Genomic DNA, 25,308 nt, shown 5'->3' with positions numbered 1-25,308 from the left:
GACGGCAGCAACGGACCCACCAGCTCCCACAACCCGTCAGGAACCAACCGCAGCGACAGATCAGCACTCACAAACAACAATGATGCCGCACGTCAAGGCATCACCACATGAGACATCCCCTTAGCTGTTCGGGCGCGCATTGTGTTGCGGTGTGTCGAGCCCGACGTCGTACTACGCGCCGGTTGCCGATGACTTGGGCGTGTCGGCCATGGCGGTCGGCAAGTGGCGCAGCGGTTCGCGGAGTCACGGCTGGAGGGCCTGGCGGACACCGACCGACCGGGGCGGCCGAGGACCGGCTTACCCCGTGCAGCAAGCAGGGCAGCAACATTCGGTCGGCCGCCTCGGCCTACCGGATCCGGACGGCTTCGTCCCTGTTGCGATATCGGTTCACCGGCCGTCTGCGACGTGGCCGCCCGGCTTGAAGACAGGCAGTGGGCGGCGGCCGGACGGGTTCTCGTCGACGACCCGGCAAGACGCAAGGGGGGCCACGGTCTCTGCGAGGCGCCTGTCGGCCACGACCTTCAGGTGCCCTGGCCGAGCATGTCCAGCACCAGGGGGACGAGTTCGTCCAGGTCGGCCCCGGCCAGTGCTCCCAGGGTGCCGCCGTGGCGGCAGAGCACGATGCCCACGAACGCCGCCACCGCCAGCTCCGCCCGCAGCCGGGGCCGGTCCAGACCCTCGCGGGTGAAGCGCTCGCACAACGGGTCCACCAGGCGCCACTGAAGCTGGTCCATGGCAGCGTCCCGAACGGACGGCTCCTTCAAGGGGTCGACCGCCGAACGGAAGATCGGCCCCGGTCCGCGAAGATCCACACCACTCACCAGCCCGCGGTTGCGCTCGGGTTCCAACAGGTCGGCCGGCCGGGCCCCCGTACGGTCCAGGTCGAACACCGCAAGGTAAAGCTGCGCCTTGCCCCCGAAGTAACGGGCGATCAAGGCCGGATCCACACCGGCACGCTCACCGATCTCCCGTGTAGTACTGCGATCGAAGCCACGTTCGGCGAAGAGGCCGGCAGCCGCCTCCAGCAGCAACTGCCGACTGCGGGCGGCGTCCCGCCGTCTGCCCTCGCTCACCGGACGGGTCCGCCCGGTACCGCGGTCACACTGTCCTCGGCGCCCTCAGCGTCCGCGATGCTCTCTTCCATCAGCAGTTCCTCGTCCACGGTCGTCCCGGCAGTCGCCCCGGACTCCCTTGCCTCGGCCCGTCCGGGCAGGACGATCGTAACGATCCCGGCGACCACCCAGATCGCACAGCCCAGCCAGGCGGCGGCCTGGTAGCCGCTGTCCGTCGGCAGGATCCGGCCCGGGGCGGTGTGCGCCTCCAGGACCACCGCGCTGATGACGCTGCCGGTCGTGTAACCGATGGTGCGCACCACCTGGTTGAAGCTGATGGCGCTGCCGGTCTCGTGTGCGGGCACGGCGTTGACGATCAGTCCGGGCATCACGGCAAAGGTGCAGCCGACGCCGAGTCCGGCGACGCCCATGACCACGAAGAGCTCCCACAGACTGCCCCGGGCGCACAGGAACAGCACCATCGAGGCCAGGGAGATCCCGCAGCCGATCGGCAGGACCGCCGCGGTGGACGTCCGCCGGACCAGCAGCGGCACCAGCTTGTTGGAGGCCACGCTGGCGGCCGAGAAGGGCAGCAGCACCAGTCCGGTCACCAGCACCGACGTGCCGAAGCCGTAGCCGGTGGAGGCCGGGGTCTGAGCAAAGCGGGTGACCAGCGACATCATCATGTACATCGCCACACCCGCGATGAGGCCGGCGACGTTCGCGGTCAGCACCGACCGGTTGCGCAACGTCCGCAGGTCCACCAGGGGGTGGGCGGTGCGCAGTTCGTGGAAACCCCAGCCGGCCAGGAGCAGCAGCGCGAAGACCACCAGGCCCAGCACCCGGGCCGAGGTCCAGCCCCAGACCTCCCCCTCGCTCAGCGCAAGCAGCAGCGAGGCCAGCCCGACGGCGAGCAACGCCGCCCCGGGGGCGTCCAGTGGCCGCCTTTCCCGTTCACCCGCCTGCGGTACGACCAGGGCGGCGGCCAGCAGGGCGAGGCCGCTGATGATGGCACCGAACCAGAAGGCGGCGTGGACGCCGATGGTCTGGGTGATCAGTCCGGTGAGCGGATAGCCGAGTCCGACGCCGGCCACGGTGGTGAGGGAGAGCATCGCCACCGCGGAGCGCGACCGCCCTCCCGGCAGCGCGTCGCGCGCGGTGGCGATGGCCAACGGCACGAGACCGAGGCCCACTCCCTGCATCCCGCGCCCGGTGACCAGGAAGCCGAAGCCGAGGGGAAGCGCAGCCAGCACGCTGCCGGCCAGCACCGTCGCGAGGGCTCCCAGCACCACCCGCCGCCGGTGGGGGCCGTCGCCCATGCGCCCCATCACGGGGGTGGCTATGGAGCCGACGAGCAAGGTGATCGTGAGCGACCACTGGGCGTCGGACAGGGACACGTGGTCCACCTCGGCGATGGTCGGCACCAACGGAGCCCCGAGGCTGCTGATCACCGCGACCACCGTGCCGATGAACACCAGTACCGGGACCATGGCCCGTTGCCGCAGGTCGGCGGGGGTGTGAGGGGCATTCATCGGCATGCTCTCCCGAGATTGTCATCAAGTGATGTCTTCAGATGATGACATGTTCTCGCGGTGCCCTGCATGGCCGGCCGCGAGGCGACGACCGCCACCACCGCCTGCCACGAGCACGGGGCCTTTGCGGGGTACTACGTCACACGGCCGGGTCGAACCCTTCGGGGCGGAGGGTGCCGTGATCGGAGCTTGCTGCCTCGGACGGGTTGCGCTCTGCGGGTCGGCGAGGACATGCCGCTTGGGGCGGTGCCGCGATCGCTGCACCGCCCCAAGGGCCGCCCGGACTGAAGCGGGGCACTCGCGTACAGACAAGAAGCATCCGTCGGCCCATGCGTAGCACCGTCGGGCGCCCCGTGGCTGAGGGGCGGTGACCGAGTCCGCCGGTCAGTGACACTGCGGTCAAGGAGACCTCGGGGGCTCCTGCGGACGAGCGCCCGAGCCCCCATCCGTCACCGGCTGAGGACCTCCTGCGGGAGGTAGATCGGCATGGAGTCCTCCCACTGGCTGTCGGTCAGCATCTTCTTGCCGGACCCGTCGGCGTTCATGCTGAAGATCTGACCGTAGGGCTGGAAGGTATTGTCGTAGAGCGCGGCCTCCTCCCGGAAGCCGTACATGCCGCTGCTGTACAGAATGCGTCCGTCGTAGTTCCAGACCGCGTGACCGTCGTTCGCGCCGGTGCTCGTCAGCACCATCAGGCCGGTCCCGTCCGGCCTGATGGTGCACACGTCGAAGTTGGTCGCACTCGTCTTGCGGGTGAACAGGATCAGCTTGCCGTCGGGCGACCAGTCGGGCAGGTTGTCGGACTCGGTGGTCAGCACGGTCGTCGCACCGGACGAGAGATCGAGGATGCGCAGGCCGTTCTCCTTGCCCCACACGCGGTACACGAGCCGGTTGCCGTCGGCCGCGTAGCTGGGGAAGCCCGCGTTCGTCGTGCTGTCCGTGAGTGCTTCCAGCCCCGATCCGTCGCTGCGTATCCGCATCACCGTGGCCGTGCTCACCGCACGTTCCTGGAACCAGCCGCCCAGGCCGAAGGCGAGCCACTTGCCATCCGGTGACCAGGCCGGACGGAAGGCGCCGGCCAGTCCCTTGGCGACCATCGCGGGGTCGAGCCCGCTGTCCGCGGTGTTGAAGACGACCTTGGCGTCCGAGCCGTCGGGATTCATGGTGACGATCGAGGAGTTGCCGAGCCCGGTCTGCTTCTCCGTGAGCGCGAGCCTGCCCTGCGACGAGACGATGGGAAACACGTCGCAGAATCGGTAGTCCCAGTCCGCGTCCCAGCTGTAGAGCGGTGCGTCGAGGGCGCGCGTGGTGAAGTCGACCTTCTCGTAGATCACGGACCGGCCGTCGGGCGACCAGACCGGCGAGCGCAGTGCCCGCTTGACGGCCGGCCGCGTGCCCGACACATAGGCAAGCCCCTCATTGGCACCTCCCTTGACGAGATAGCCGATCTCGGTCGCGTTCACATACTGCGGAGCCACCTTCAAGCCGGCGCCGGAGGTGTGCTCGACACGGCCGGTGCCAGTCGCCACGTCGACCGAGACGATCTGCGATTCGACGGTCCCGATGGCTTCGGGACGGTGCGCTCCCCAGGTGCCTTCGGTGGTGATCTCGTAGTAGACGATCCTGGTGCCGTCCGGCGACCACTTCGGCGAGCCCAGGCAGTACCCCGGCTTCGTCGCCACGCGGCGGAACCCGGTGCCGTCCCGCTTGATGACGTAGATGCTCAGTTCTTGGGTGTGTTCCCAGCCATGACCGTCGTTGTGCCCGCGCCATGTCGTGTTGCGGTCGCTGGAGAAGGCGATCCACTTCCCGTCGGGCGACCAGGCCGGACGGAAGTGGCCGTCAGGACTGGAGGGATCGCCGGCCAGGGCCGTCGTGCCGGTCAGGTTGGTCAGCTTGCGGGTGGCCAGGTCGAGCAGCCAGATCTGCGAGAGGTGGTCCGCCGAGCGCGTGGAAGCGAAGGCCAGCGTTTTGCCGTCGGGCGACAGTGCGGCGGCGTCGTCCATGGCCGGGCCGGTGACCAAGGACTGGAGGCCGACCCCCCGGCCCGATCCATTGAGGCCGGCCCAGTAGATGCACGAATTTCCGTCGCCGGTGCGCTCCGAGGTGAACAGAACCTTCTTGCCGTCGGCCGAGAAGGCGGCGTGACGGTCGTACGCCGCACTGTCCAGCAACTTGCGCTCGTTGGAGCCGTCGGCGTTGGCGATGTACAGGGTCGACGACGACGGCCCGATCCGGTTCATCAGCATCACCCCCTTCTTGCCGGAGGCGGCCGCGGCCACGGCGAAGGACTTGGGCAGGATCGCGGCACCGGTTACGGCCGCGCCGGCCGTGAGAAACGCTCGGCGCTTCATGTCAGGAGACATCGCTGTCTGGTGTCCTTTCGTTGACGGCGGACGTACGACCCCGGAGGACATCCCGCACGTCGCGGTTGTCGGCTCTCCCTTGGGGCTCCGCGGACCTCACGACATCCGCTGAGATCGTTCCTGTGAGGTCGCTCGGTTGTTCCATCCCGCGATCCGCCGCATGGATTGTCGAACAAGTTGGGCGTGACCGTAACACCACAGAAATGCGCCCACAAGGGTAAGCGCTGTGAATGAAACCCTGAGCCGCAAGTGGGGGCTACGACCCGGGGTGGAGTTGTCAGACAATCGTAGCTCGTCACTTGAGGTATCCCCTCGGGCCGCAGACCACGTGTCGCGCGTCCCGCTTGAGAGTCGGAGGTAGCCCCTGCACGCGCCGCCGCCCATGCCCAGCCCGGCCCTGTTGGTGCACGGCGGGCGCCCGGTCACCCCAGATAGGCGTTGGTCCAGTCGTCCACCGTGATCTCGGCGTCGTCCGGAAGGCTGCCCAACTCATCGACGGAGCGGGAGGTTTTACTCCAGTCCTGTGCGCTCATGTCCGCGAAGAGGGGGTACTCGGCCTCCGCGATGCTCGCCTGCACCACGGGGCCGGGAACGCCGGGCAAGGCCGCTTCGGCCACTGCGACGACAGACGGGTCGTTCACGTGCGCAGCCAGATGGACAGCCCCCTCCCGCACCGCGGCCATGAACTTCTTGACCGTGGCCGCGTGCCGGCCCGCGTAGTCCTTGCCGGTCACCACGACCTGTCCGTAGCCGGCGTAGTCGCTCGACCACTCGACCACTCGTTCCGAGCCGGCCACCACGACGCCGCCCCCGGAGTGCTGGATCCGCAGAGGAGCGGCTCAGAGGTGAGGAACCAGTCGATCTGGCCGTTGGCGAGCGCGGTCTCGTCCGCCCTGGGACTGGGCAGCGACACCCGTGCGACGCCCTTGGGCTCGACTTCCCATGCGTGGAGGAAGATCCCCGCCTCGGCCTTCGTGTGGGCCGAGCTGAAACCGCCGGTCGAACCTTCCAGCGCTTTGGCCACCTCACCCAACGGGGACGTGGCGTCGAGTGCGAACCGCTTGGCTCATTCGTTGCTCACGACGAGGCCGAGCGGGTTCCCGAGCCCGTCCACGCCGACCGCGACCATGGGGAAACCCTTCGCCAGTCCCTGTAAAAAGTTCATGGGGCTGGAGTTGAGGAATTGAAGGGCGCCCGATCCCAGGGCCGGGGTACCCGTGGCGGCCGTCACCTTCACGAACTCGACCTTCAGCCCGCGCTTGTCGAAGTAACCCTCCGCCTCCGCCACCCGGAGCGGAGCGTCGAACACGTTCCCCGCGACGCCGACGCTGACCGTGCCCGTCTCCTCCGCATCGCCTTTCTGACAGGCCGTCAATAGGGTTGCACCCGCGACCATCGCGGTCGCCAAGGCGACCGTCCGGCTGCGGGCGACCGTCGACGGCAGCCCCACCGTGGAGGCCGGGGAGTTTCTGTGATGAAGGTTGGTTCCCCGTGACTCTCCCGCTGTTCACCCCCTCGGTCCTCCACACAGGGGCTGCGGGGTTCGGGGCTGCGACGGCTTCCATGAGCGCCGGGGCGGTCCTGGGCGGGTTCATGGCGGTACGGGGCCCGCGGGTCACCACCAGGTCCCTGTCGGTGTCGGGGGTGCTCTGGGGGGCTCTGATCTGTGTCGCCGCGTCGGCGCCGACCCTGCCGCTGGCGCCGGCCGCTCTCGTTCTCGTCGGCTCCGGATCGATCACGTTCGACTCAGGCGCCAAGACCCTCCTCCAGGTGACGGCGGCCCCACCGACGCGCGGGCGCGTGGTGTCCATCTGGTCGATCGGCTGGATGGGAGGCACCGTCGTCGGCGCACCGCTCGTGGGAGCGATCGCGGCGGCGGCCGGCCCGCGCAGCGCTCTCCTGCTCGGGGGGCTTGCCGCCGCAGCCGTCGGGCTCGTCATGCTCGCCCTGCCGGCCTCTCGCAGAGGGCATGACGTCGCCGGACCCGGCGGTGGTTGACCACAGGGCCCGGCGCCATCCCGTGATCAGGAGCGGCCGTGCGAGGAGCGAATGCCGATGCAGTCAGGATTGGGGACCGCCACGGAGGTACCGGTGTCCGTGAGGCGCCCGGATCGCGGATCCACCCGGAAGAGGTTGACCGTACCGCTGACCTCGTTGGCGACGAACAGCCACCGACCGTCGGGGTGCAGGGAGAAACTCCACGGTGTCACGCCGCCGCAGGGCAGGCGTTGTGCCTCGGTGAGCAGGCCGGTGTCCGGGTCGACGGAGAAGACGACCAAGGCGTTGTCACCGCGGTTGGAGGTGTAGACGTGACGCCCGTCCCGGCTGACGGCCAGTTCGGCGGCGCTCGTGGTGCCGGTGTGGGCCGGAGCGTTCGTGGTCAGGACCTGGCGGGAGGTCAGTTCGCCCCTTCGCCCGTCCCACCTCAGGACCTCGATGTCCGCGGTCAGCTCGTTCAGCAGATAGACCGACCGGCCGTCCGGGTGGAAGGCCAGCCGCCGGGGCCCCGACCCGGCTGCCGTCGCGTACGAACCGGGGCCGCCGGTGGTGCCGACGGACATCTGGTGCGTCGCCCGGTCGTAGTCGTAGACGAACACCCGGTCGGCGCCGAAGTCCGCGACCAGAGCGAATTTCCCGCCCGGCTCGACGAGGACGTGGTGCGGGTGTGGTCCGGCCTGCCGCGGACTGGGGCCGGACCCGGCATCGTGCACCCGGGAGGCTACGGCTCCGAGTTCACCGTGGCCGCCGACCGGGACGGTCGCCGCGGAGCCCGCCGAGAAGTCGGCGACCAACAGCGTGTCCGCGTCCTCGTTCAGCCCGATGTACGACAGCCCTCCGACCACACCCGGGGCTGCCTGCGCCTGGACCTCGCCGGTCTGCCGGAGGGTTCCCGAAGCGTCGTCGATGCGGAAGACGCGGATGGCACCGCCCTGCTCACCGGCCGCCACGTACAGGACGGGGCGGGTCGGGTGGACCGCGAGCCAGTTCGAACTGACCTCGGCCATGGCCCCGAGGGGCGTCATGGTGCCGTGGACGGGATCAAATCGTACGGCGTGCACCTGGCTCCGGCCCCAGGTGCCGATGTAGAGCAGGTCATCGGCCCGGCGGGGGGTGGCGTCGGCCGGCGCGGCGGAGAGCAGCGGTACCGCTGCCGCGGTCGACGCGGTGAGGGCCGCCAGTACGGTCCTGCGGGAGTACTTCCCGGATGTCGACGGCCTGTCACCGGGGGAAGTGCTCGATTGTCGGTTCATCTGATGGTCCGGCCTTTCTCCTGGCGAGGCGAGGCGGTTCACTTCTTGGCCTGGGGCCGGCGCCGTGCCGCCAGGCCGAGGCGCTTGAGGGCATAGGTGTCGAGGGCGCTGAGCACACCGTTGAGGGACAGGGTCAGCACGACGAGAATGATCAGGCCGGCGAACTCCGACGCCGCGTCGAGGTTCTGGGCCGACGTGAACAACTCGTGCCCCACGCCCTCGGAGGAGGCGATGAACTCCCCGCCGATGACGCCGAGGATGGCCAAGGGGCCACCGGTCTTGAGAGCGGCGAAGAACGGCGCGGCGAGCGTCGGGATCGTCACGTAACCCAGGACGTGGTGCTTGCGTCCGCCCATCACCTGGACGACCTCGACCAGCTCGCGTTCCCGCAGCCGCAGCCCCAGATAGATGTTGTAGAAGACCACGAAGGCGACACCGGTCATCGCAATGGTGATCTTCGACCACTGCCCGATGCCGAAGAAGAGCAGGAACAACGGGGCCAGGGCGATCTTCGGGATGCCGTTGACGGCTGCCACGAGAGGTTCGAGCACCCGTCCCAGGAGCGGGAAGGAGCCCAGGACCAGGCCCATCACCGTGCCCGCGGCGACGCCGAGACCAAAACCTGCCAACACCTCGATGGTGGTCACCTTGATGTCGGTCCACCCGGAGGCGGAACCGAGCATCGTGGTGAGAGCGTCGTACACCTCGGTGGGCTTGCTGACCGCGTACTCGGGTACGACAGGACCGCTCATCATCTGCCACAGGACGAGAGCAGCCGCGATCACCAGGATGCGCAGCGCGATGACCGAGCCCGTGCTCTGCCAGACGGCACGTGATGTCCTGGCGGGCCGTCCCGCGGTTTCGGGCTCGGGCTTGGTCACGGCGTTGTCGGTGACGGTTGCCATGGTCTGCTCCTCTCCTCTTGGGTTCGGCCGTGTCACGGCAGGTACGTGTTGGTCCAGTTGTCGGAAGACACCTTCGCGTCCGGCACCGCGCCGATGCCGTCCTTCACGAAGGTGACCGTCTTCTCCCATCCGGCCGCGTCCTGCTTGGCGGTCTCGGGCCAGTCCACCTGGGAGACGGCGACGCTCAGCACGTCGTCGGGCACGCCCGGCAGGCTCTCGCGCGCCGCCGCCAGCACCTTGGTGTCATCGGACTTGTGGGTGTCGAGGTAGGTGGTGGCCTGCTGCACCGCGGTGGCGAATCCCTTGACGACGGCGGAGTTCTTCTTGGCGTAGTCCGCCTTCACGACGACGACCTGGCCGTAACCAGCCTGCTCGTAGGCCCACTCGGGAACCTTGGTCGGATCGGCCACCACGATGCCGTCGCCCTCGTGCTGAACCTGCAGCGGGATCGGCTCCGAGGTGATGAACCAGTCGACCTCCCCCTTGGCGAGTGCTGCCTTGTCGGCGGCCGGGCTCGGCAGTGACACCCACTTCAGCTTGTCCGGGTCGACACCGTGGGCCTTGAGGAAGATGCCGGCCTCGGCCTTGGTGTTGGCGGAGCTGGCACCGGCGGTGGAATCCGCCAGCGCCTTGGCCACCTCGGCTGCCGGCGTCTGCGCGGTCAGGCCGTGCTTCTTCGCGAACGCGGTGCTGACGGCGATGCCGAGCGGGTTGCCTCCTCCGTTCGTGGCGACCGAGAGCTCCGGCAGTCCCTTGGAGAGACCGGCCAGGAAGCTTGTGGGGCTGGAGTTGAGGAACTGCACCGAGTTCGACTGGAGCGCCGAGGTGCCGGTGGAAGCGGTCAGCGTCACGTACTTGATCTTTATGTTCTGCTTGTCGAAGTACCCGTTCTCGTCAGCGAGACGGATGGACATGTCGAAGACATTGCCGCTCACGCCCACCGAGACGGTGGTCTTGCCGTCCGAGCCGACCGACGACGAGCCGCTGTCGCCACAGGCGGTCAGGCATGCGGCACCGCACAGGACGGAAACGGCCATGACCAGGTGCGGGCGGTTCATGCGGTAGTTCATGGGAACTCCTTTGTTCACCAGGCTTGCTGAGTGCGGAAAAATCGGATCCAGAAGTCGGTGCGAGCCGGATCGGAGACAGGAATCGTCCGGAAGTCCGCGCCGATCTCCATGACGGTGTCGGCGCCCGAGAAGGCCTGCCAGAGGGGCAGTCCACTGCCGTTGGGGTCACCGGTGGAGACGAAGTTGGTCCAGTACGCGGAGACGATCCGCGCGATCCTGTGGTCCTCTTCGGTCCACGCCCCGGTGCCGCCGACGGGGTTACGGAAGACGTAGTCGATCTCCGAACCGTGGCCGGCCCGTCTCGGGCCGCCGTCCCGGGACGGGGTGCGGTGGGTCCAGAAGTAGGTGTGCAGGTTGCCAGTGGCGTGCCGGGTCCAGTCCGTACCCCACAAGCAGGTCGAGATACGGGAGTTGTCGCGTACCGCACGGCTGCCGGCGCGGGCCGCCTCGTCGTCCGTCGCGGCCGGGTACAGCCGCAGGAACTCCTCGGCGAGATCCCCAAACTTCCGTCGCGCCGCAGCGACATGCTGCTCAAGGCACACGTTGATCGCGGGCGAGCCCGGGCGGACGGTCCTGCGCCCGTTCCGCAGGGCGGCCACCACCGTCTCCGGTACCGCACCGCTCTCGTCGAGATTGTTCCCGGTGAGGTAGTCGACGTCGTTCTGCAGGCCCTTGGCGTACGTCTCGTCATAGCCGGCGGGCAGGGCCCAACCGTCCAGGACAGGGCGGAACAGCGGAGGCGACGTGACACTGCCGGTGTCGACGCTCGCGTCGACGGGAAGACGGCCATCGATCAGTTTCCGCCAGTGCAGGGAGCGTAGCCCTCGCGCCGTGCTCGCGCCATGGGTGCGTGCGTAGCGGTCACCGGCGCTCTCGGCGTCTGCCGGCAGGCGGTAGGAGGTGGACAGGTAACGGAGTTCGGGATCGTGTGCGTACCGGGCGTGGCTCTGCGCGATCGCACGGTGGAACAGGCCCTTGGCGAGAGGGGACATGGCCAGGAAGTTGACCATGCCGGCGCCTGCGGACTGGCCCGCGATGGTGACGCGGTCCGGGTCGCCTCCGAAGTGCGCGATGTTGTCACGCACCCAGCGCAGGGCGGCGACGCAGTCGAGCATCCCGTAGTTACCGGACGACCGGTGTGTGGACTCGTCGCTCAACTCCGGCGTGGCCAGGAACCCGAAAGCCCCCAGGCGATAGTTGAAGGTGACGACGGTGAGGCCGTCGCGGGCCAGATTCTCACCGTCGTAGCGGGGATTCGCCCCCGTGCCCTCGTGGAAGCCGCCCCCGTGGATCCAGACGAGGACCGGGCGCCGCTCGTCGCGGTGGCCCGCACCCGTCCAGACGTTCAGGTTCAGGCAGTCTTCGCTCATGGGAACGTCGACGCCGGTCGCGGCCGCGTCCGTAGGTGTCTGGGGGCACATGGGACCGAACCGGTCGGCGCGCCGGGTCCCTTTCCATCCCTGGGGAGCGACCGGCGGTCGGAAGCGCAGGTCGCCGACGGGTGGGGCGGCGTAGGGGATGCCTCGGAAGACGGCGACGGTCTTGTCCCGGCAGAAGATCCCTTCCACGGGTCCCGCTTCGGTCTTCGCGGTGGGGCGGCCCATTCTGTCCTTTCCGCCCCGGGCGCTCCTCAGCTCAGGAGTGCCTGTGGGGACTTGTCGAGCAGCAGCGCCCGGCGGGCGGAGCCGACATGGTGGCGCATCGCCGCGTTCGCCGCGTCGGGGTTGCGCGTGACGATGGCGAGGAAGATGGCCTGGTGCTCCTCCACCGACCCGTTCCTCGGGTGCTGCGCGGAGAGGTTGCGGTACTGCCGCATCACCAGTGGGTAGAGCAGGGTGTCGTAGGCGCGGGCCAGAGTCGTCTGGTGCGAGGCGTGCTTGATCTGCTGGTGGAAGCTGCGGTTGCCGCGCGAGTAGGCGTCTCCGTCCCCACGGGACTGCGACTCCTCCATCCCGTGAAGCGTGCTGCGCAGCTTCTCGATCTCCTCGGCCGTGGCGCGCTCCGCCGCCTTGCCGGCCAGAGCGGACTCCAGAATCTCGCGGGCCTCCAGGATGTCCGCCGCCTCCTCGATGGAGAAGCTCCGGGTGCGCACCCCGCGATTGACCTCGCCGGTGACGTAGCCCTCCTGCGTCAGCCGCACCAACGCGCTCCGCACAGTGCTCCGGGACACGTCGAACATCCGCGTCAGGTCCGCCTCGGTCAGCCGTGTGCCGGGCTCGATGCTCCCCGACAGCAACAAGGAGCGCAGCCCCTCGTACGCATGGCTGTAGCGGGTGCCCGACGCCTTCGCCCGCGACTCGGCACCGGTGCTTTCGCTCTCCACCTCGACCACCTCTGTCTTCCGTGAGAATGAGAACTGAGGCGGGCACAGTAGCCGACGGCATGGAGGGTCAGCTCTTGTGTTCGCCCAGGGACGGGTACAGCCGCCGGGCCGTACCCGCGAAGATCTCCTGACGGCCGGTCTCCGGCAGGCCCGTGAGGACTCCCTCGGCGAGGGCTCGGAGCTCGGGCAGTGACTGCTCGGCCGCCGGCAGGTTCGACCCCCAGGCTATCCGCCCGGCGCCGAACGCCTCGACGACCGGGGTGAGGAAGTCACCGGCCCGCTCGCCGGCGTCCTGCAGCCGTTCGAGGTTGCGGTGGGTGAGCTTGAGGTGCAGGCCCGGGTGCACACCGAGTTCCGCGACCTCGGCCCCGGCCCGGGCGGGCGAGGAGGCGATGTCGGGGTAGCCGATGTGGTCCAGGAGTACCTTCACGCCCGGGAACCGTTCCAGGAGTTCCACCAGCTGCTTGGTGGCGGGTCCGAGGCGCATCTGGAGGCAGACCGGCAGGTCCAGCTTCGCGGCCTCCTCCCAGAAGGGGAACGTCTCCGGGGCGACGAACCACTCGCCCTGGGTGGGTACCGTGCTGCCGCTGGTGAAGAGCCGCACCCCGGACAACCCGCCCTCTCCGACGGCGGCCTCGAGGTTAGCTGCGGCATCCGGGCGCAGCGGGTCGACGGTGCCGACGGCGACGAAGCGTTCCGGCCACCGACGGCTGCTGTCGAGGACGTACGAGTTGTCGTAGCCGTAGTTCGTGGTGGCCTGGACCAGGACGGCCTGGCCGATGCCGGTCTCGTCCATGCGGGCGATCATGCCCTCGGCGGTCACGGGCCGGGTCGCGGCCCATTCCGACTGCTTGCCCCCGATCGGAGCCTTGGGGTAGGCGGCCAGGTCCTCGGAGATGATGTGGCAGTGTGCGTCGACGAAGTCCACGTCTGGTGCTCCCTTGTCTTCGGTGTGTGCGGTACGGGCCGGCTCAGGCGTCCGGGTAGTCGCCTGCGGCGAACAGCGACGGCAGGTCGGCGGAGAAGTCCACGTCGAGCAGCCCCTGATCCTTCGCGAAGCGCACCATCGCGCTCAGGCTGGCCTCGTTGGCCTTGATGCCGTAGGGGACCGGGTCGCCGCCGATCGCACGCCCCTGGCGGTTGAGGCGGGGCACCGCCGACCAGTCGGGTTCGACGGCGAGGTGCCTGCGCTTGCTCTCCGCGAAGGCCGCGTACAGCTTGGTCGGCAGGCCGGGGTCGCGCTCGACGAGTTCGGTGCGGATCGAGATGAGCGAGTGCAGTGGGTAGACGCCGGTGCGCACGTAGTGGTCCACGGCGAGGGTGCCGGCTTCCGGGAAGAGCGGGTAGGGCCCTTCGTCGCCGCTGGGCTCCGGGGTGGTCGCCGCCGTCCAGCCGGCCTTCGGGGCGCCCGCCCGGCCGGTTCCGGCGTTGCCGGTCAGCGCGGCGTCGATCTCTCCGGCGCGCAGCAGCTCGCCCAGCGAGCGGCCGTCGGTGACCCGCTCCACGTTGGCGGGGACGCGGCCCTCGATGTGGTCGTCGTCGTCCACCACCCAGGTGATCGTGTCGATGTCCACCCCGTACTGGTCCCGCAGCACACCACGGACCCACACTCCGGTGCTCACCGAGTAGGCGCGCACCCCGATCCGGCGTCCCTCGAGGTCCTTCGGCACGCGAATGCCGGAGTGGGTGGCGCACTGCACGTCGCCGTGGTGGAAGCGCCGGTTGAGGAACACCGGGATCGCGGTCAGCGCGATCCCTTCCTGGCGGGCCATGAGATAGGAGACCGGTGCCAGTTCGCACACGTCGAACTCCAGGTCCCTGATCATCCGCCGGTAGGCGCCGATGACCGGCTTGACCTCCACGGGCTCGACCAGGAACCCGTCTATCTCGGTGTCTCCGTCCAGCAGCGGCTGCGCGTGCGGGAAGTCCCCGAGAACCACCGTGAGCTTGTCCATACCCTGTCCTTTGTCGTTTCCGTTACTGGTCCGGCAGTGCTGCGGCCGTCAGCCGCCGAGGCGTGCCGGTGAGACGCCGAAAGCCGCGCAGGACCGCTCCACGAGCTCGTCGTAGTCCACCGCCCGCGGGATCACGTCCTGGTCCAGGGCGTAGGCGGATGCCTTGGTGAATGCCGCGCGCAGTCCCTCGAATCCCACGGGGTGCAGGGGGAACGGCCGCCCGGCCTCCTCCTTGGCGGTGAGCACCGACTTCATCGCGTCGTACGCGGCGAGGATCGCCCCGGACTGTTCGGCGGCGGCTGCCTCGGACACGCCGACCACGTGGTTGACCGGGATGAATCCCTGGTTCCTCGACCACTCTTCGGCGACGTCGTGTGCGTCGTCGATGGCGGTGTGGACGCGCTCGTCGGCGGGCAGTTCGTTGCCCATGATCCCGAAGTCGATCCGGCCGTCCAGGAAGTCCGCGGGCAGTCTGGTTCCCGCCGGTGCCCGCTCCACCCAGGACGGGTCCTCGGCGCCCTCGACGTGGTGGCCCTCGTACGTCGTCCAGCGCGCCTTGCGCAGGTCGACGCCGTACTGCTCGGTGAGGAATCCCCGCATCCACACACCGGTGGTCTGGCTCCAGGCGCGGACTCCGACGCTGTGGCCCTCCACATCGGCGACCGACAGTTTGCCGAGGGTCACCAGGGTCTGGTGCTGGTGGCGTCCGAGGGTCGTGACCGGCAGCAGCAGCACCGGCTTGCCATGGGCGACGGCCTGCAGAACGGTCACGATCGCCAGTTCGCACAGGTCCGCGCCGGATTCGTTCACGAAGCCGCGGGAAGCCTTGTGCACAGGCTTGATGTCGATCCGTTCCGGCTCCGACCCCGCCTCGCGGGCCGCTGTCAGCGCGGCTGCCGCGAGATCATCACGGCCAAGCACCAACTTCATTACTCTCTCCTCTTCTTGCAGGAACGGGGGTCAGGACCGCTGACCGGGAGGTGTCGTCGGCGGTCTGTGGTGCCGCTCATGGTGCTGGCGCAGCAGGTCGACCCCGAAGTCATTGCCGTTGGGGGTGCGCACGATGGTGTGGATGTGCCGGCGCGAGGGGTAGTCGTTGTCGAAGAGCACTCCGGCCATGTGCTCGAACTCGACGAGGATCACCGGGCTGTGGAAGCGGTAGTAGAAGGTGCCGTCGGGGTCCCCGGCCCAGCCGAAGTGGGTGTCCCCCTCATGGGCCAGCACCTGGGCCATGCGCACTCGGGCGTGAGGGTCGTCGGCCCGGTTCACGTAGAGGCCGAGGAGCTGGAGCGCTGTGTCCCGCTGCCCCGAGGACATCTCGGCGAGCCGGAGCCCTTGGTGGTCGAGCTCCCAGTTGTCCCGGAAAGCTCCGACGAGCAGTTCCTTCGGCATCGTGTCCGCGATGCCGGCCCTCTCGCGCTGCCGGCCGTCGAGCTGGGTGTACAGCTCGTGGCCGAGTGCCTCTTCGCCTCGGAAGGCCACGGTCCCGGCGTACTTCCCGGAGCCGGCGATCACCGGCTCGGCCCCGAGGAAGGAAGGGGTGAGGACCATCTGGTCCCCGACGAAGACGCAGTTGATGTTGACGTGGTGCCCGTCGAGCTGCCAGCCCCAGGGACCGCCGTCCTCCGGCTCACCGTAGAGGGAGAACCAGTACAGCCACTCGTTGAGCCCGTCCGTGTTGTCGCTCATCTCGCCGATGGTGAGGTTGAGGCGCATCAGGTCGACCATCTGGCGGTAGCCTTCCACGCTGAGGCTGGCCCGGATGACGGCCAGGGCCCGCTCGCGCCCCGCGTCGTCGAAGTCTTCCAGCAGCAAGCCATGACGCAGGAAGTACCGGGCACCGTTGTTCCAGTGGCGCCAGCTCACGTCGTCCATCGGGAACCGGCCCTCGGCGAGCTGCTCCTTCGTCAGGCCGGCCAGGTAGTCCTCCGCTGCCAGGTACACCTTGCTGACGTCCGCACCTGTGTCGCGCAGCGGGAACAACCCCGGCCGGATGCCGTCGGACGTGGCCACACCCCGGAAGGGCTCGTTCGCCGCCTTCACACGCCAGGCGACCTTCTCGAGCAGGTCGGGCGTCCAGATCTCCGGCTTGCGCGTGGGCGGGTTGCCCCGCTTGCGCAGACCAACTGGCTCTCCCATCACTGCTCCTCCTCTCGATGTTCCTTCACGGGTGCGCCGCCGGGCGGCGCACCCCTGCTGGTCGCCTTCTCACTTGTCGAGGAAGGCGGACTTCTTCTCGATCTCCGCTACGTTCACCGGGCTGCTGATGAGGCTCTGCTCCAGGGCGTAGCGCGCACCGATCTCCAGGCAGGTCTTGAGCGAGTCGCTCCATCCCGCCGCGACCGCGCGCCCGGCGGGCGAGTCGTCCCGCTCACCGGCCGTGTCCGCGATCGCTCTCTTCAGGGCCCGGTAGAGGGCGAGCACGGCGTCCGGGCGGGTGCGCAGGATGTCGTCGCGCACCACCAGCAGGTGATTGGCCGGAATCGTCCCGTGGCGCTCGGTCCACGCCAGCCCGGCGTTCTCGGCGTCCGGCAGGAGCGGGACCAGCCCCGCGCCCTGCCCGCCGATCGCCTTCGGGCCGAGTACCGCCGCTTGGACGTCGTGGGAGCGCAGCAGGTCCGCGACCCGCTCCTCCCTGGACCGCTCCACGTACGAGGGATTGGCGTACTGGGCCACGTGGACGTCCTCGGTGGTCACCCAGGTGACGTCGGAGGACTTGATCCCGTACTCCTCGCGCAGCCAGCCGCGTACCCACAGACCGGTGGTCTGTCCGTACGAGCGCACACCCACGCGCCGGCCGATGAGGTCGCGGGGGCTGAGTTCCGGGCCGTCGGGCAGCCTGGTCAGGGAGCGGTGGTGGGTGCTTCCCACCAGTACCACCGGCAGCAGGGTGACCGGGACGCCGGCGTCACGTGCCTGGAGGTAGGTGGCCGTCGGTATCTCACAGATGTCGTAGGCGAGTTCGCGGACCATCCGGGCGAAGGCCGGTGGCAGCGGGGAGGACTCCAGGAACGCGCACGCGGCACCGGTGACGGGGACGGTTTTGTCCTTGAGCGGCCGGGTGTGCGGGTAGTTACCGAGGAGCACGGACAGCGGAGCCGTCGGGTAGGTCTCCCTCATGGTGCTCATACGTCCTCGCCGTACTGGATACGGCGGTACGGGGTGCTCAGGACCTCGCGGGTGATGCGGACGTCGATCACGGTGGGCCGGGGGGAGCGTACGTACTCCGCCAGTGCGTCGCGCAGTTCCTGCGCTGTGCGGACGGTTGCCCCGCCGCCGCCGAGCGCCTGGGCGACCGCGCCCAGTTCGGGTGTGGAGATGGTCGCCAACTCCGGGTCCAGCCCCTTCGCCTTCGCCTTGTGGTATTCGGCGCCGAGGCCCTGGTCGTTCATCACGACGACGAGCAGCGGGATGTGGTAACGGCACGCGGTCTCGAACTCGGACAGGTGCATGATGAAGCTCGCGTCGCCCTCGACCACGAAGCCGGGCTTGTTGCCCTTCGCGACCATCTGGCCCATGGCGATCAGCGGGGCCTGCCCGATGGCGCCGAACATGCCGTAGTTGGAGAGCACGTCGCGGGACCGCTGGAAGAGCATGGTGCCGAAGTCGGTCTGGTGGCCGCTTCCCAGTACCAGCCCGAACTCACCGGGGAGCTCGTTGTCGAGGATCCAGATCGCCTCGCGCGGGTCGAGTCGTCCGGGCTCCTGCACGTACTTCGGCTGCCGGCGCCGGCCGTTCAGGTGCTGGCGGACCTGGTCGGTGTGGTAGCCCTCCAGTCGGACGGACCGCTCCTGGAGCACTCGGCTCAGCTCGCCGAGGGCGGTGGCCGCGTCGGCCTGCACGTAGCAGTCCGCTGTCCTGCCGTTGCCCATGACCAGGTGGGGGGCCGTGTCGATCTGGACGTACTTGGCCTCGGGATAGAGGTAGCCACTCTCGATGGTGTAGTGGTTCAGGCTGGCGCCCACCGCGATGACGCAGTCGGCCTCCTGGAGCAGCTCCATCGACAGCTTGTCCCCGAAGAGACCCGACAGGCCGACGTGGAAGTCGGTGCGGTCGCACAGCCAGTTCTTCGCCTGCAGGGTGGTGGCCAGCAGTGCGCCGGTCCGCTCCTGCAGGCCGAGGATCTCCTCGCCGGACTCCGCCTTGCGCGCCCCGCGTCCTGCGATGATCACCACGCGCTTGGCGTCCTGGATCAGATCGCAGGCGGCCTGGATTCCGGACGGGTCCGGCAGGAGCCGGGGCTTCTTGAGCAGGGCGGTGGAGGGGACGTAGTTCTCGTCGTAGTCGTCCATGTCGGCGACCTGGACGTCGAACGGGGCGCTGATCATGACCGGCCTGGACTTCGTCCGCGCCAGATAGAAAGCGTCGCGTACCGCTTCCTGCGCGTTCTCGGGCCGGGTCACCTGGATGAACTCGCACTCGATCGCGGCGGCGAAGCGCCGCTGGTCCAGGTACTGGGTGGCACCCTCGTCGCCCAGCGGGGTCTCCCCGCAGAAGGCGACCAGGGGGGTGCCCGCCCGGCTCGCGCAGAGCATCGAGGTGGCCAACTGCGAGACGCCCGGGCCGCTGGTCGTGGTGACCACACCCGGCGCGCCCGCACCGCGGGCCCAGCCGTCCGCCATGCCGAGGCCGGAGCCCTCGTGCCGCACCTCGTACAGTCGCACCCCGCGGTCGGCGAGCGCGGCCATCCAGTGCATGTTGGCGTCGCCCATCATGCCGAAGACGTCGCTGGTGCCTTCCTTGACGAACGCCTCGGCCAGGGCTTCGTAGACCTTCACTTCTGGGACTCCTTCGTGTTCGCCGCGGCCGTCGTCCGCGCCTTCAGGACGCCGTCGAGCCGTGCGAAGACCCGCAGCGCGTTGCCGCCGTAGACCGCCTGGCGGTCGGTGTCGCTCAGGCTGTCGATGGAGTCGAGGGTGTACTTGGTGTCGTCGAACCGACGCCCGGTCTCGGGGTCCACGCTGCGGACCGCGCCGATCATCTCCGAGGCGAACAGGACGTTCTGCGCCGGAATGATGTCCAGCAGCAGTTCCATGCCCCGCTTGTGGTACACGCAGGTGTCGAAGTAGACGTTGCGCAGGATCGACTCCTCCAGCGGCGGCCGGCCGCGGTCCTGCATCATTCCGCGGTAGCGGCCCCAGTGGTACGGGACGGCGCCGCCGCCGTGCGGCAGGATCAGCTTCAGCGACGGGAAGTCCTTGAACAGGTCCGACTCGCACAGCTGCATGAACGCCGCGGTGTCACCGGCGAGGTAGTGGGCGCAGGTGCCCTGCATCGCCGGGTTTCTCGACATCGCGACATGGATCATCGCGGGGACGTCGAGCTCGACCATCTTCTCGTAGAGCGGGTAGTAGACCCGGTCCGTCAACGGAGGCGCCTGGTAGTAGCCGTCCGAAGGGTCCGGGTTGAGCAGGCAGCCGACGAAGCCCAGCTCCTCGACGCAGCGTTCCAGTTCGCCGACGGAGTTGGCCACGGAGGCGGGCAGCGCGTCGCCGGGGGACTGCGGTAGCTGACACACTCCGACGAACCGCTCGGGGAAGAGAGCGCAGACGCGGGCGATCAGGTCGTTGCTCAGCCGGGACCAGTCCAGGCTGGTCCGCTCGTCGCCGTAGTGGTGGGCCATCTTTCCCGCGCCGGGCGAGAAGATCGTCAGGTCGGTGCCGCGCTCGGTCTGCAGCTTCAGCTGTCCGTTCTCGATGGCGGTCCGGATCTCGTCGTCGCTGATGTGCAGTTCGTCGGGCGAGACCCGGGCTCCGGACTCCTCGAACGCCTGGATCTGCCGTTGGCGCCACTCCCCCAGCGCGGGAGGCGCCGTGGTGAAGTGGCCGTGACTGTCGATGATCATGAATTACTCCGAAGGGTGCGGTGCGGGGGGTGACCTGGGGCCGTACGCCTGGTCAGGCGCGGCCAGTCAGCTCCCGGGCCTTGTTCAGGCCGGGGTAGGTACGCACCGGAGCCGACATCAGGAACCGGTAGCCGTCCTTCAGTACCTGCTCGACGTTTCCGGCGGTGACGTGCGGGTGGCCCACGGCGATTCCGCGCTCACCGCAGATGTCGAGGATCTGCCGCTTGCACTCCAGGACGTGCGGGTGCTCGTACTGGCGCGGAAAGCCCAGTTCCTGGCTCATGTCGCCCTCGCCTATCAGGATCAGCCCGATGCCCGGCACCTGGTCGAGGATGTCCGGCAGGTTCTTGATGCCGAGCTGGTCCTCGATCATGAGGCCGACGAGGATCTCCCCGTCCGGGTCGAGCGGCCATACGTCGGCCCGGGCGTAGTACTCGATGTTCGAGATGCCCCAGTAGCGTGTCGCCGCGTGCGGGCCGTCCCCGCGCAGGCCCGCCGGGTCGTAGCGTGGCGCGTCGGGCAGCCGCGGGTAGCGGCAGGCGGCGACGGCGTTGCGTGCTTCCTCCACCGTGGAGATGTGCGGCCAGATGATGCCGAACGCACCGAGGTCGAGTGCCTGCTTGGCATGCCACTGCGCTTTCTCCGCACCGTTGGCGGGAATGCGGACGATCGGAGTGACGTCCGGGGCGAGGCTGGCCGCCTCATGGACCCGGCGCCGGCTCAGCAGGTACTGGAAGCTGTCCTTGAGCGCGTTGATGTCCCAGGGCTTGTGCTCCATCTCGAACACCACTGCGTCGTAGTCCGAGTTGCTCAGCTCGATCGCAGACGTCGGGTCGGCGGCGGAGAAGGTCGCGAAGACGTGCTGCCCCGCGTCCAGGGCCCCGATCACCTTGTTGAACCTGGACGTTGTCATCGCCGACCTCCCTGGTCGAGTGCTTCCGCGGACCTGCTCTCCGGACTCGGCGTCGCCTGTCCGGGGCGCTTGGAACGCCGCCCCGCCCACCACGCCCGAAGCCGGGCGAACAGGCCGGCCGGCCGGGACGGAGCCGTCGCGCCGCCGGGTACGGCGGTCGGCACCTCGTCGGACGCTCGCGCGTGCGGCTCCTCAGGAGACTCTGCGCACTTGTGGACCAATTGGCCGGTGAACTCCCCCGTCATCCTGGAGACCACCATCCCCGCGCCCGACTCGATCAACTTGGCGAGTTTTCCGTTGAGTTTGATCTCCCCGTCGCAGAAGACCTTGGAGGTGCCGGGGGTATCCCCCGCCACGACCCGGAAGGTGGCACCGGCGCTGAAGCGGGTGGCGCCCTGTCCGTCCGCGCCGCGGGCCGTGAGGCGGCCCTCATGTGCGGACTCGTCCAGGTCCAACGAGATCCGGGCGGCGAACTTGACCCGGAGTCCGCCGAACCTGATGGCCAGGGTTCCGTCGAACGAACCGTCGTCGTGCGATGCCCCGAGTTCGGCGCCGCCGATGCAGGACACAACGGCGGAGGGGTCGGAGATGATCTCCCAGACTCGTTCGGGCGGACTCGGAACAGCGATCTCTTCCGTGATCGATATCAAAGCGGTGAACCTCACTCGGCGGGGGCGCGACGTCAGACGGAAAAGGGCATGACGGCACGACCGGCATGGTGGCTTGGGGCGCGGAGCGCCGGGCGTCGGATCAGGGGTCCGCGCCGCGGGCTCCGGCTGGGGGAACTCGGCCGCGTTACGCGGCGGCCTTCCGCTCGGCGGCGAAGAGCCCCCAGAGGTCGTTGTAGAGCTCCGCGAATTCGGGCGACTCGACGAGCGAGCCGATCTGGCGCGGGCGTTCGAAGGGGACCTTGATGACACGGCGGATGGTGCCGGGGCCCTTCGACATCACGATGACCTCGTCGGCCAGGTAGATGGCCTCGTTGAGGTCGTGCGTGACGAAGATCAGAGTCCCGTTCTGTTCCCGCCAGATGTTGAGCAGCTCCTGCTGGAGTTCGAGCCGGGTGATGGCGTCGAGCGGCCCGAACGGCTCGTCCATCAGCACGATGGACGGGTTGTAGATCAGTGCGCGCGCTATCGCGCAGCGCTTCTGCATCCCGCCCGACAGCTCCCGGGGAAAGTGGTGTTCGAATCCCGTCAGGCCGACGAGCTTGATCCACTGGGCGGTCCGCTCGTCGCGTTCCTCCTTGGGAACCTTGCGGAACTTCAGCGCCAGGCCGATGTTGGCCTGGACACTCAGCCAGGGCAGCAGGTGGGACTGCTGAGTCACGTACGCAGCGTCGGAGTTGACGCCGTTGACCTGTTCGCCGGCGTAGAAGACGCGCCCCTTTGTGGGGGTGAGCAGTCCGGCGGCCAGGTTGAGGATGGTGCTCTTCCCACAACCGCTGGGCCCGATCACGGCTACGACCTTGCCGCGCTCGATGGTGAAGGACACGTCCTCGATCGCCGGTCGATGAGTGCCGGGAAACTCCAGCGTGACGTGCTCGAGGCGGAGTGCCTCCGAGTGGGAGTTGCGCTGCGTGGTCGACATATCTGCCTCCTCGGCCTCCTCCTCGCAAGAGATGAATCGGAGCCGTGCGCTCGTGCCTGTGCGGCGTTCGTGAGTGGCGGTGCTGTGACGGTGGTGCGACCGATGCGCAGAACGGGCATCGAGGTTGCTTGGTTCTCCTGCCGCTACAACCAACGGCGACGCTTGATGCCGCCGGGATTGTCTGACAACCGATGATGCGAAGCTAACACCGCCCCCTAGGCGGCACAAGAAGTGCGCAGGAAGAATCTGCCATTCACAGAAACTCCTGTTTTCTGGGCCGAGAACTGTCAGACAAAGAGAGTGGCCAGCTCGCTGCGCCCGTCCCAACCCCCCTGGCGCGAGGCGTGGTGGACCGTGGCGGTTCCACAGCCGGGGCAGCGCATCGACAGCGGCAGCGGCAGCGAGAGGGTGGGGGGATCGCGGACGAGGCCCGAGCGGGCGCCCGGCGCCGCCTCCGACCCGGGGCGGGCCGATGCGTGCCTGCGGTCACCGACGCTGATGACGGCATCAGGCTCGCCCTTGCAGCCGCCGTGGTCGACTCCGATGTCATGGACGGGACCATGAACGGCTTCAACAGAAGCCCCGTGACAGTGAGGACGGATGGTTCCACGCGGTGGGGTCCCACCAGCAGAACGTGTCGGGCATGGTTACCGTGACTCCGGGGCACGACGGTGAGCCGAAGGTCTCGCTCGACTACCAGGTCAACGTGGGGGCCCGGTACAACTGGGACTCCGGTAAATCGACTGCATTCCCCGGCCGCGAGGGCTCCCGGGGAGACCTCTCACGCGGCGACGAGGAGGACCGTTGAACAGCCGATCTGCCCTGCGACCACGTCTGCTGGTGGTGTTGGGGGCCACTCTTCTGCTCGCCTCCTGTTCGAGCACCGGCGGGAATGACCACCGGACGACGGACGGCCGCGCCTCCCACTGGGGAAAGGGCATGGGCGCCCCGGAGGCATCGGCGTTCATGAAGGTGGCAGTGCCCGGGAACGCGACGGAGGTGAAGGGTGCCGTGCAGATCAATCCGCAGGAGGACATCTACCTTCTCTCCTTCGTGACCGACGAGAAGAGCGCGGTGGGGGTGGCGGAGGATCTGCGTCCCGAGCAGCCCCTGCGCATGAGGAACCAGGACGTTCCGGCGTCCACTGAACTCTTCGGGCACCTCGGCCTCGCCGAGCCCCAGAGCGAGAAGGGCGCCCGCTGGGCCGGAGTCTGCCCGCCTTGCGTGGGAGACAGCCGCCGGAGCAAGGTCCAGTGGATCGAAATCCACGTCGTCGAACTGGACGCCGGCACAACCCGGGTGTACATGCAGGCGTTCTGACCGTGGCGTGAAGTAGCGCTACCAACGGAGAGCAGAGCCGATCGACGGAGGCGAACAGGCCCCGGAGCTCCCGTCCGGCTGCCACACCGCAGCAACCGACGCCGCCCTGCTGCGCGCGCCACCACCTGACCGGCCACCGCTGAACGCACCACAGCCCCGCCACAGAATTCAAGTGACCGGCGGGGCCGTCGTGCTGTACGGACGGCGGTGATCAGGAAGTGAGGTCCAGGACACGGACCGGCCGGGACTACGTTCAGGCACCCGGTGTCCGCGTCGTATCCCACGGCCCTGGCCCGGCCGACGAGTTTGGGGGTGACCGCGGCGAGGATCGTGTCGAAGCGGGCGAGGACGGTTCCGCCGGCGGCCGGGGCGGTCGGTCAGCATCCGGCTGATCGCACTGCCGAGGCCGAGCGGCTCGCGGCCGTCGCGCCGTACGACGGTGGTGGCGCGACGCTTCGGCTTCGGTCGACCGGCACCGTTCTGTACTGACGCGACACACACGCCGTGGCACTTCCGTCCTGGAGACACGACGGACGGTGACGCAGACAACCGTCGCAGTCGCGTTCGACCACCACACTTGCGCCGCCCGGATGTCTAGTAGACTGTCGTGGCTAATGTTTGGGGTATAGGTGGCGCAGTTTGATGCGTGCGTCGTGGGTGGTGAACTGCCAGTGCACCTGACGTTGGTCGGTGTTGGTGGCGTTCTGCCAGGCCGAGAGTTCGGTGTTGAGGGTGTCGAGGTCGCTGATCCGGCGGTCGAGGCATTGCCGGGTCGGCGCGGAGAGTTCGATCTCGGCGGTGTTGAGCCATGAGCCGTGCTTGGGCGTGTGGTGGATCTCGAGGCGTTGGGCCAGGGCGAATGCCTCTTCCGGTGCGAATGCCTCGTACAGCGAGGCGATGTTGTGGGTGTTGAGGTTGTCCATCACCAGCACCACGGTCCCGGCGTCGGGGTAGTCCTCGGTCAGCAACCGCCTGACCTGGCCGGCCCAGTCGATCCTGGTGCGACGGGGCCGGGCGTCCACTCGGCGCCACCCGTAGGGGTTCGACCCATACGAAGACCGAGCATGTGCCGCAGCGGATGTACTCGCTGTCCTGGCGGGCGTCGCGGCCGGGCTCGGCCGGGAGCGGGTCGCGGGCATCCGCGAGGAGCTGGTAGGGCTTCTCGTCCATGCACACCACCGGACGT

General features: G+C 68.7%; 24 protein-coding genes. 3 read left to right on the top strand and 21 right to left on the bottom strand.

Features of this window, described 5'->3' with window-relative positions; genetic code table 11:
• Positions 1-521: 521 nt before the first annotated feature.
• From ACFYPN_RS32930 to ACFYPN_RS32910, 5 genes are all read right to left on the bottom strand, one after another.
• Positions 522-1,073 carry a TetR family transcriptional regulator gene (locus ACFYPN_RS32930; protein WP_389303512.1) on the bottom strand — a complete coding sequence of 184 codons (552 nt, stop codon included), beginning with the start codon at positions 1,071-1,073 and terminating at the stop codon, positions 522-524.
• Positions 1,070-2,584, bottom strand: a complete 1,515-nt coding sequence (locus ACFYPN_RS32925) for an MFS transporter (protein ID WP_389303509.1) — start codon at positions 2,582-2,584, stop codon at positions 1,070-1,072. Before ACFYPN_RS32925 ends, ACFYPN_RS32930 begins: the two co-directional genes overlap by 4 nt.
• A gap of 449 nt (positions 2,585-3,033) precedes the next feature.
• Positions 3,034-4,950, bottom strand: a complete 1,917-nt coding sequence (locus tag ACFYPN_RS32920) for a TolB family protein (RefSeq protein ID WP_389303506.1) — start codon at positions 4,948-4,950, stop codon at positions 3,034-3,036.
• Between the two features lie 422 nt (positions 4,951-5,372).
• Entirely contained in the window at positions 5,373-5,750 is a 378-nt protein-coding gene (locus tag ACFYPN_RS32915; protein WP_389303503.1) for a hypothetical protein, read from the bottom strand.
• A 266-nt stretch (positions 5,751-6,016) separates the two neighbouring features.
• Positions 6,017-6,325 (bottom strand): ABC transporter substrate-binding protein, encoded by a 309-nt coding sequence (locus ACFYPN_RS32910; protein WP_389303500.1) that lies wholly within the window; start codon positions 6,323-6,325, stop codon positions 6,017-6,019.
• A gap of 5 nt (positions 6,326-6,330) precedes the next feature.
• Here ACFYPN_RS32910 and ACFYPN_RS32905 point away from each other — a divergent pair, with 5 nt between their 5' ends.
• On the top strand, positions 6,331-6,948 hold the full coding sequence (locus ACFYPN_RS32905) for an MFS transporter (protein ID WP_389303498.1): 618 nt from the start codon (positions 6,331-6,333) through the stop codon (positions 6,946-6,948).
• Positions 6,949-6,974: 26 nt separating this feature from the next.
• Here the strand turns inward: ACFYPN_RS32905 and ACFYPN_RS32900 are convergent, their stop codons facing one another.
• The 15 genes from ACFYPN_RS32900 to ACFYPN_RS32830 all read right to left on the bottom strand — a co-directional run bounded on the left by ACFYPN_RS32900 (position 6,975) and on the right by ACFYPN_RS32830 (position 22,802).
• Positions 6,975-8,201 carry a lactonase family protein gene (locus tag ACFYPN_RS32900; RefSeq protein ID WP_389303495.1) on the bottom strand — a complete coding sequence of 409 codons (1,227 nt, stop codon included), beginning with the start codon at positions 8,199-8,201 and terminating at the stop codon, positions 6,975-6,977.
• Positions 8,202-8,239: 38 nt separating this feature from the next.
• Complete coding sequence (locus ACFYPN_RS32895; RefSeq protein ID WP_389303492.1) at positions 8,240-9,106, bottom strand: ABC transporter permease; 867 nt, start codon at positions 9,104-9,106, stop codon at positions 8,240-8,242.
• A 32-nt stretch (positions 9,107-9,138) separates the two neighbouring features.
• On the bottom strand, positions 9,139-10,176 hold the full coding sequence (locus ACFYPN_RS32890; RefSeq protein WP_389303490.1) for an ABC transporter substrate-binding protein: 1,038 nt from the start codon (positions 10,174-10,176) through the stop codon (positions 9,139-9,141).
• Between the two features lie 14 nt (positions 10,177-10,190).
• Complete coding sequence (locus tag ACFYPN_RS32885) at positions 10,191-11,780, bottom strand: carboxylesterase/lipase family protein (RefSeq protein WP_389303487.1); 1,590 nt, start codon at positions 11,778-11,780, stop codon at positions 10,191-10,193.
• A gap of 26 nt (positions 11,781-11,806) precedes the next feature.
• On the bottom strand, positions 11,807-12,499 hold the full coding sequence (locus ACFYPN_RS32880; RefSeq protein WP_358765391.1) for a GntR family transcriptional regulator: 693 nt from the start codon (positions 12,497-12,499) through the stop codon (positions 11,807-11,809).
• Positions 12,500-12,566: 67 nt separating this feature from the next.
• A complete protein-coding gene (locus tag ACFYPN_RS32875) occupies positions 12,567-13,427 on the bottom strand; it encodes an amidohydrolase family protein (RefSeq protein ID WP_389303484.1) in 861 nt (286 codons plus the stop codon).
• A 43-nt stretch (positions 13,428-13,470) separates the two neighbouring features.
• The gene (locus ACFYPN_RS32870; protein WP_358765387.1) at positions 13,471-14,454 is read right to left on the bottom strand and encodes an ABC transporter substrate-binding protein; all 984 of its coding nucleotides are present in this window, start codon (positions 14,452-14,454) and stop codon (positions 13,471-13,473) included.
• Positions 14,455-14,502: 48 nt separating this feature from the next.
• On the bottom strand, positions 14,503-15,384 hold the full coding sequence (locus ACFYPN_RS32865) for a hypothetical protein (protein WP_389303481.1): 882 nt from the start codon (positions 15,382-15,384) through the stop codon (positions 14,503-14,505).
• A 30-nt stretch (positions 15,385-15,414) separates the two neighbouring features.
• A complete protein-coding gene (locus ACFYPN_RS32860) occupies positions 15,415-16,593 on the bottom strand; it encodes a DUF3500 domain-containing protein (RefSeq protein ID WP_389303478.1) in 1,179 nt (392 codons plus the stop codon).
• Positions 16,594-16,662: 69 nt separating this feature from the next.
• Positions 16,663-17,583 carry an ABC transporter substrate-binding protein gene (locus ACFYPN_RS32855; protein ID WP_389303475.1) on the bottom strand — a complete coding sequence of 307 codons (921 nt, stop codon included), beginning with the start codon at positions 17,581-17,583 and terminating at the stop codon, positions 16,663-16,665.
• Positions 17,580-19,232 carry a thiamine pyrophosphate-binding protein gene (locus tag ACFYPN_RS32850; RefSeq protein ID WP_389303472.1) on the bottom strand — a complete coding sequence of 551 codons (1,653 nt, stop codon included), beginning with the start codon at positions 19,230-19,232 and terminating at the stop codon, positions 17,580-17,582. Before ACFYPN_RS32850 ends, ACFYPN_RS32855 begins: the two co-directional genes overlap by 4 nt.
• Positions 19,229-20,299 (bottom strand): amidohydrolase family protein, encoded by a 1,071-nt coding sequence (locus ACFYPN_RS32845; RefSeq protein ID WP_389303470.1) that lies wholly within the window; start codon positions 20,297-20,299, stop codon positions 19,229-19,231. Before ACFYPN_RS32845 ends, ACFYPN_RS32850 begins: the two co-directional genes overlap by 4 nt.
• A 52-nt stretch (positions 20,300-20,351) precedes the next feature.
• Positions 20,352-21,212: an HpcH/HpaI aldolase/citrate lyase family protein gene (locus ACFYPN_RS32840; protein ID WP_389303467.1), complete on the bottom strand. Its 861-nt coding sequence runs from the start codon at positions 21,210-21,212 to the stop codon at positions 20,352-20,354.
• The gene (locus ACFYPN_RS32835) at positions 21,209-21,862 is read right to left on the bottom strand and encodes an SRPBCC domain-containing protein (RefSeq protein WP_358765375.1); all 654 of its coding nucleotides are present in this window, start codon (positions 21,860-21,862) and stop codon (positions 21,209-21,211) included. The genes ACFYPN_RS32840 and ACFYPN_RS32835 overlap by 4 nt, the downstream gene beginning before the upstream one ends.
• A 145-nt stretch (positions 21,863-22,007) precedes the next feature.
• Positions 22,008-22,802: an ABC transporter ATP-binding protein gene (locus ACFYPN_RS32830; RefSeq protein WP_389303464.1), complete on the bottom strand. Its 795-nt coding sequence runs from the start codon at positions 22,800-22,802 to the stop codon at positions 22,008-22,010.
• A 643-nt stretch (positions 22,803-23,445) separates the two neighbouring features.
• Between ACFYPN_RS32830 and ACFYPN_RS32825 the strand changes: the two genes are divergently transcribed.
• Positions 23,446-23,610 carry a hypothetical protein gene (locus ACFYPN_RS32825; RefSeq protein WP_389303461.1) on the top strand — a complete coding sequence of 55 codons (165 nt, stop codon included), beginning with the start codon at positions 23,446-23,448 and terminating at the stop codon, positions 23,608-23,610.
• Positions 23,607-24,122, top strand: coding sequence for a hypothetical protein (locus ACFYPN_RS32820; protein ID WP_358765371.1), 516 nt, complete (start codon positions 23,607-23,609; stop codon positions 24,120-24,122). Before ACFYPN_RS32825 ends, ACFYPN_RS32820 begins: the two co-directional genes overlap by 4 nt.
• A gap of 611 nt (positions 24,123-24,733) precedes the next feature.
• Here the strand turns inward: ACFYPN_RS32820 and ACFYPN_RS32815 are convergent.
• Positions 24,734-25,144: a transposase gene (locus ACFYPN_RS32815; protein WP_389303458.1), complete on the bottom strand. Its 411-nt coding sequence runs from the start codon at positions 25,142-25,144 to the stop codon at positions 24,734-24,736.
• Positions 25,145-25,308: the final 164 nt, after the last annotated feature.

Origin of the sequence: Streptomyces sp. NPDC005576 (assembly GCF_042871745.1) — a bacterium.
In the GTDB taxonomy this organism is placed as follows: Bacteria; Actinomycetota; Actinomycetes; order Streptomycetales; family Streptomycetaceae; genus Streptomyces.
The sequence above is the reverse complement of the archived record's forward strand: the minus strand, read 5'-3'. Positions and strand labels throughout refer to the sequence as shown.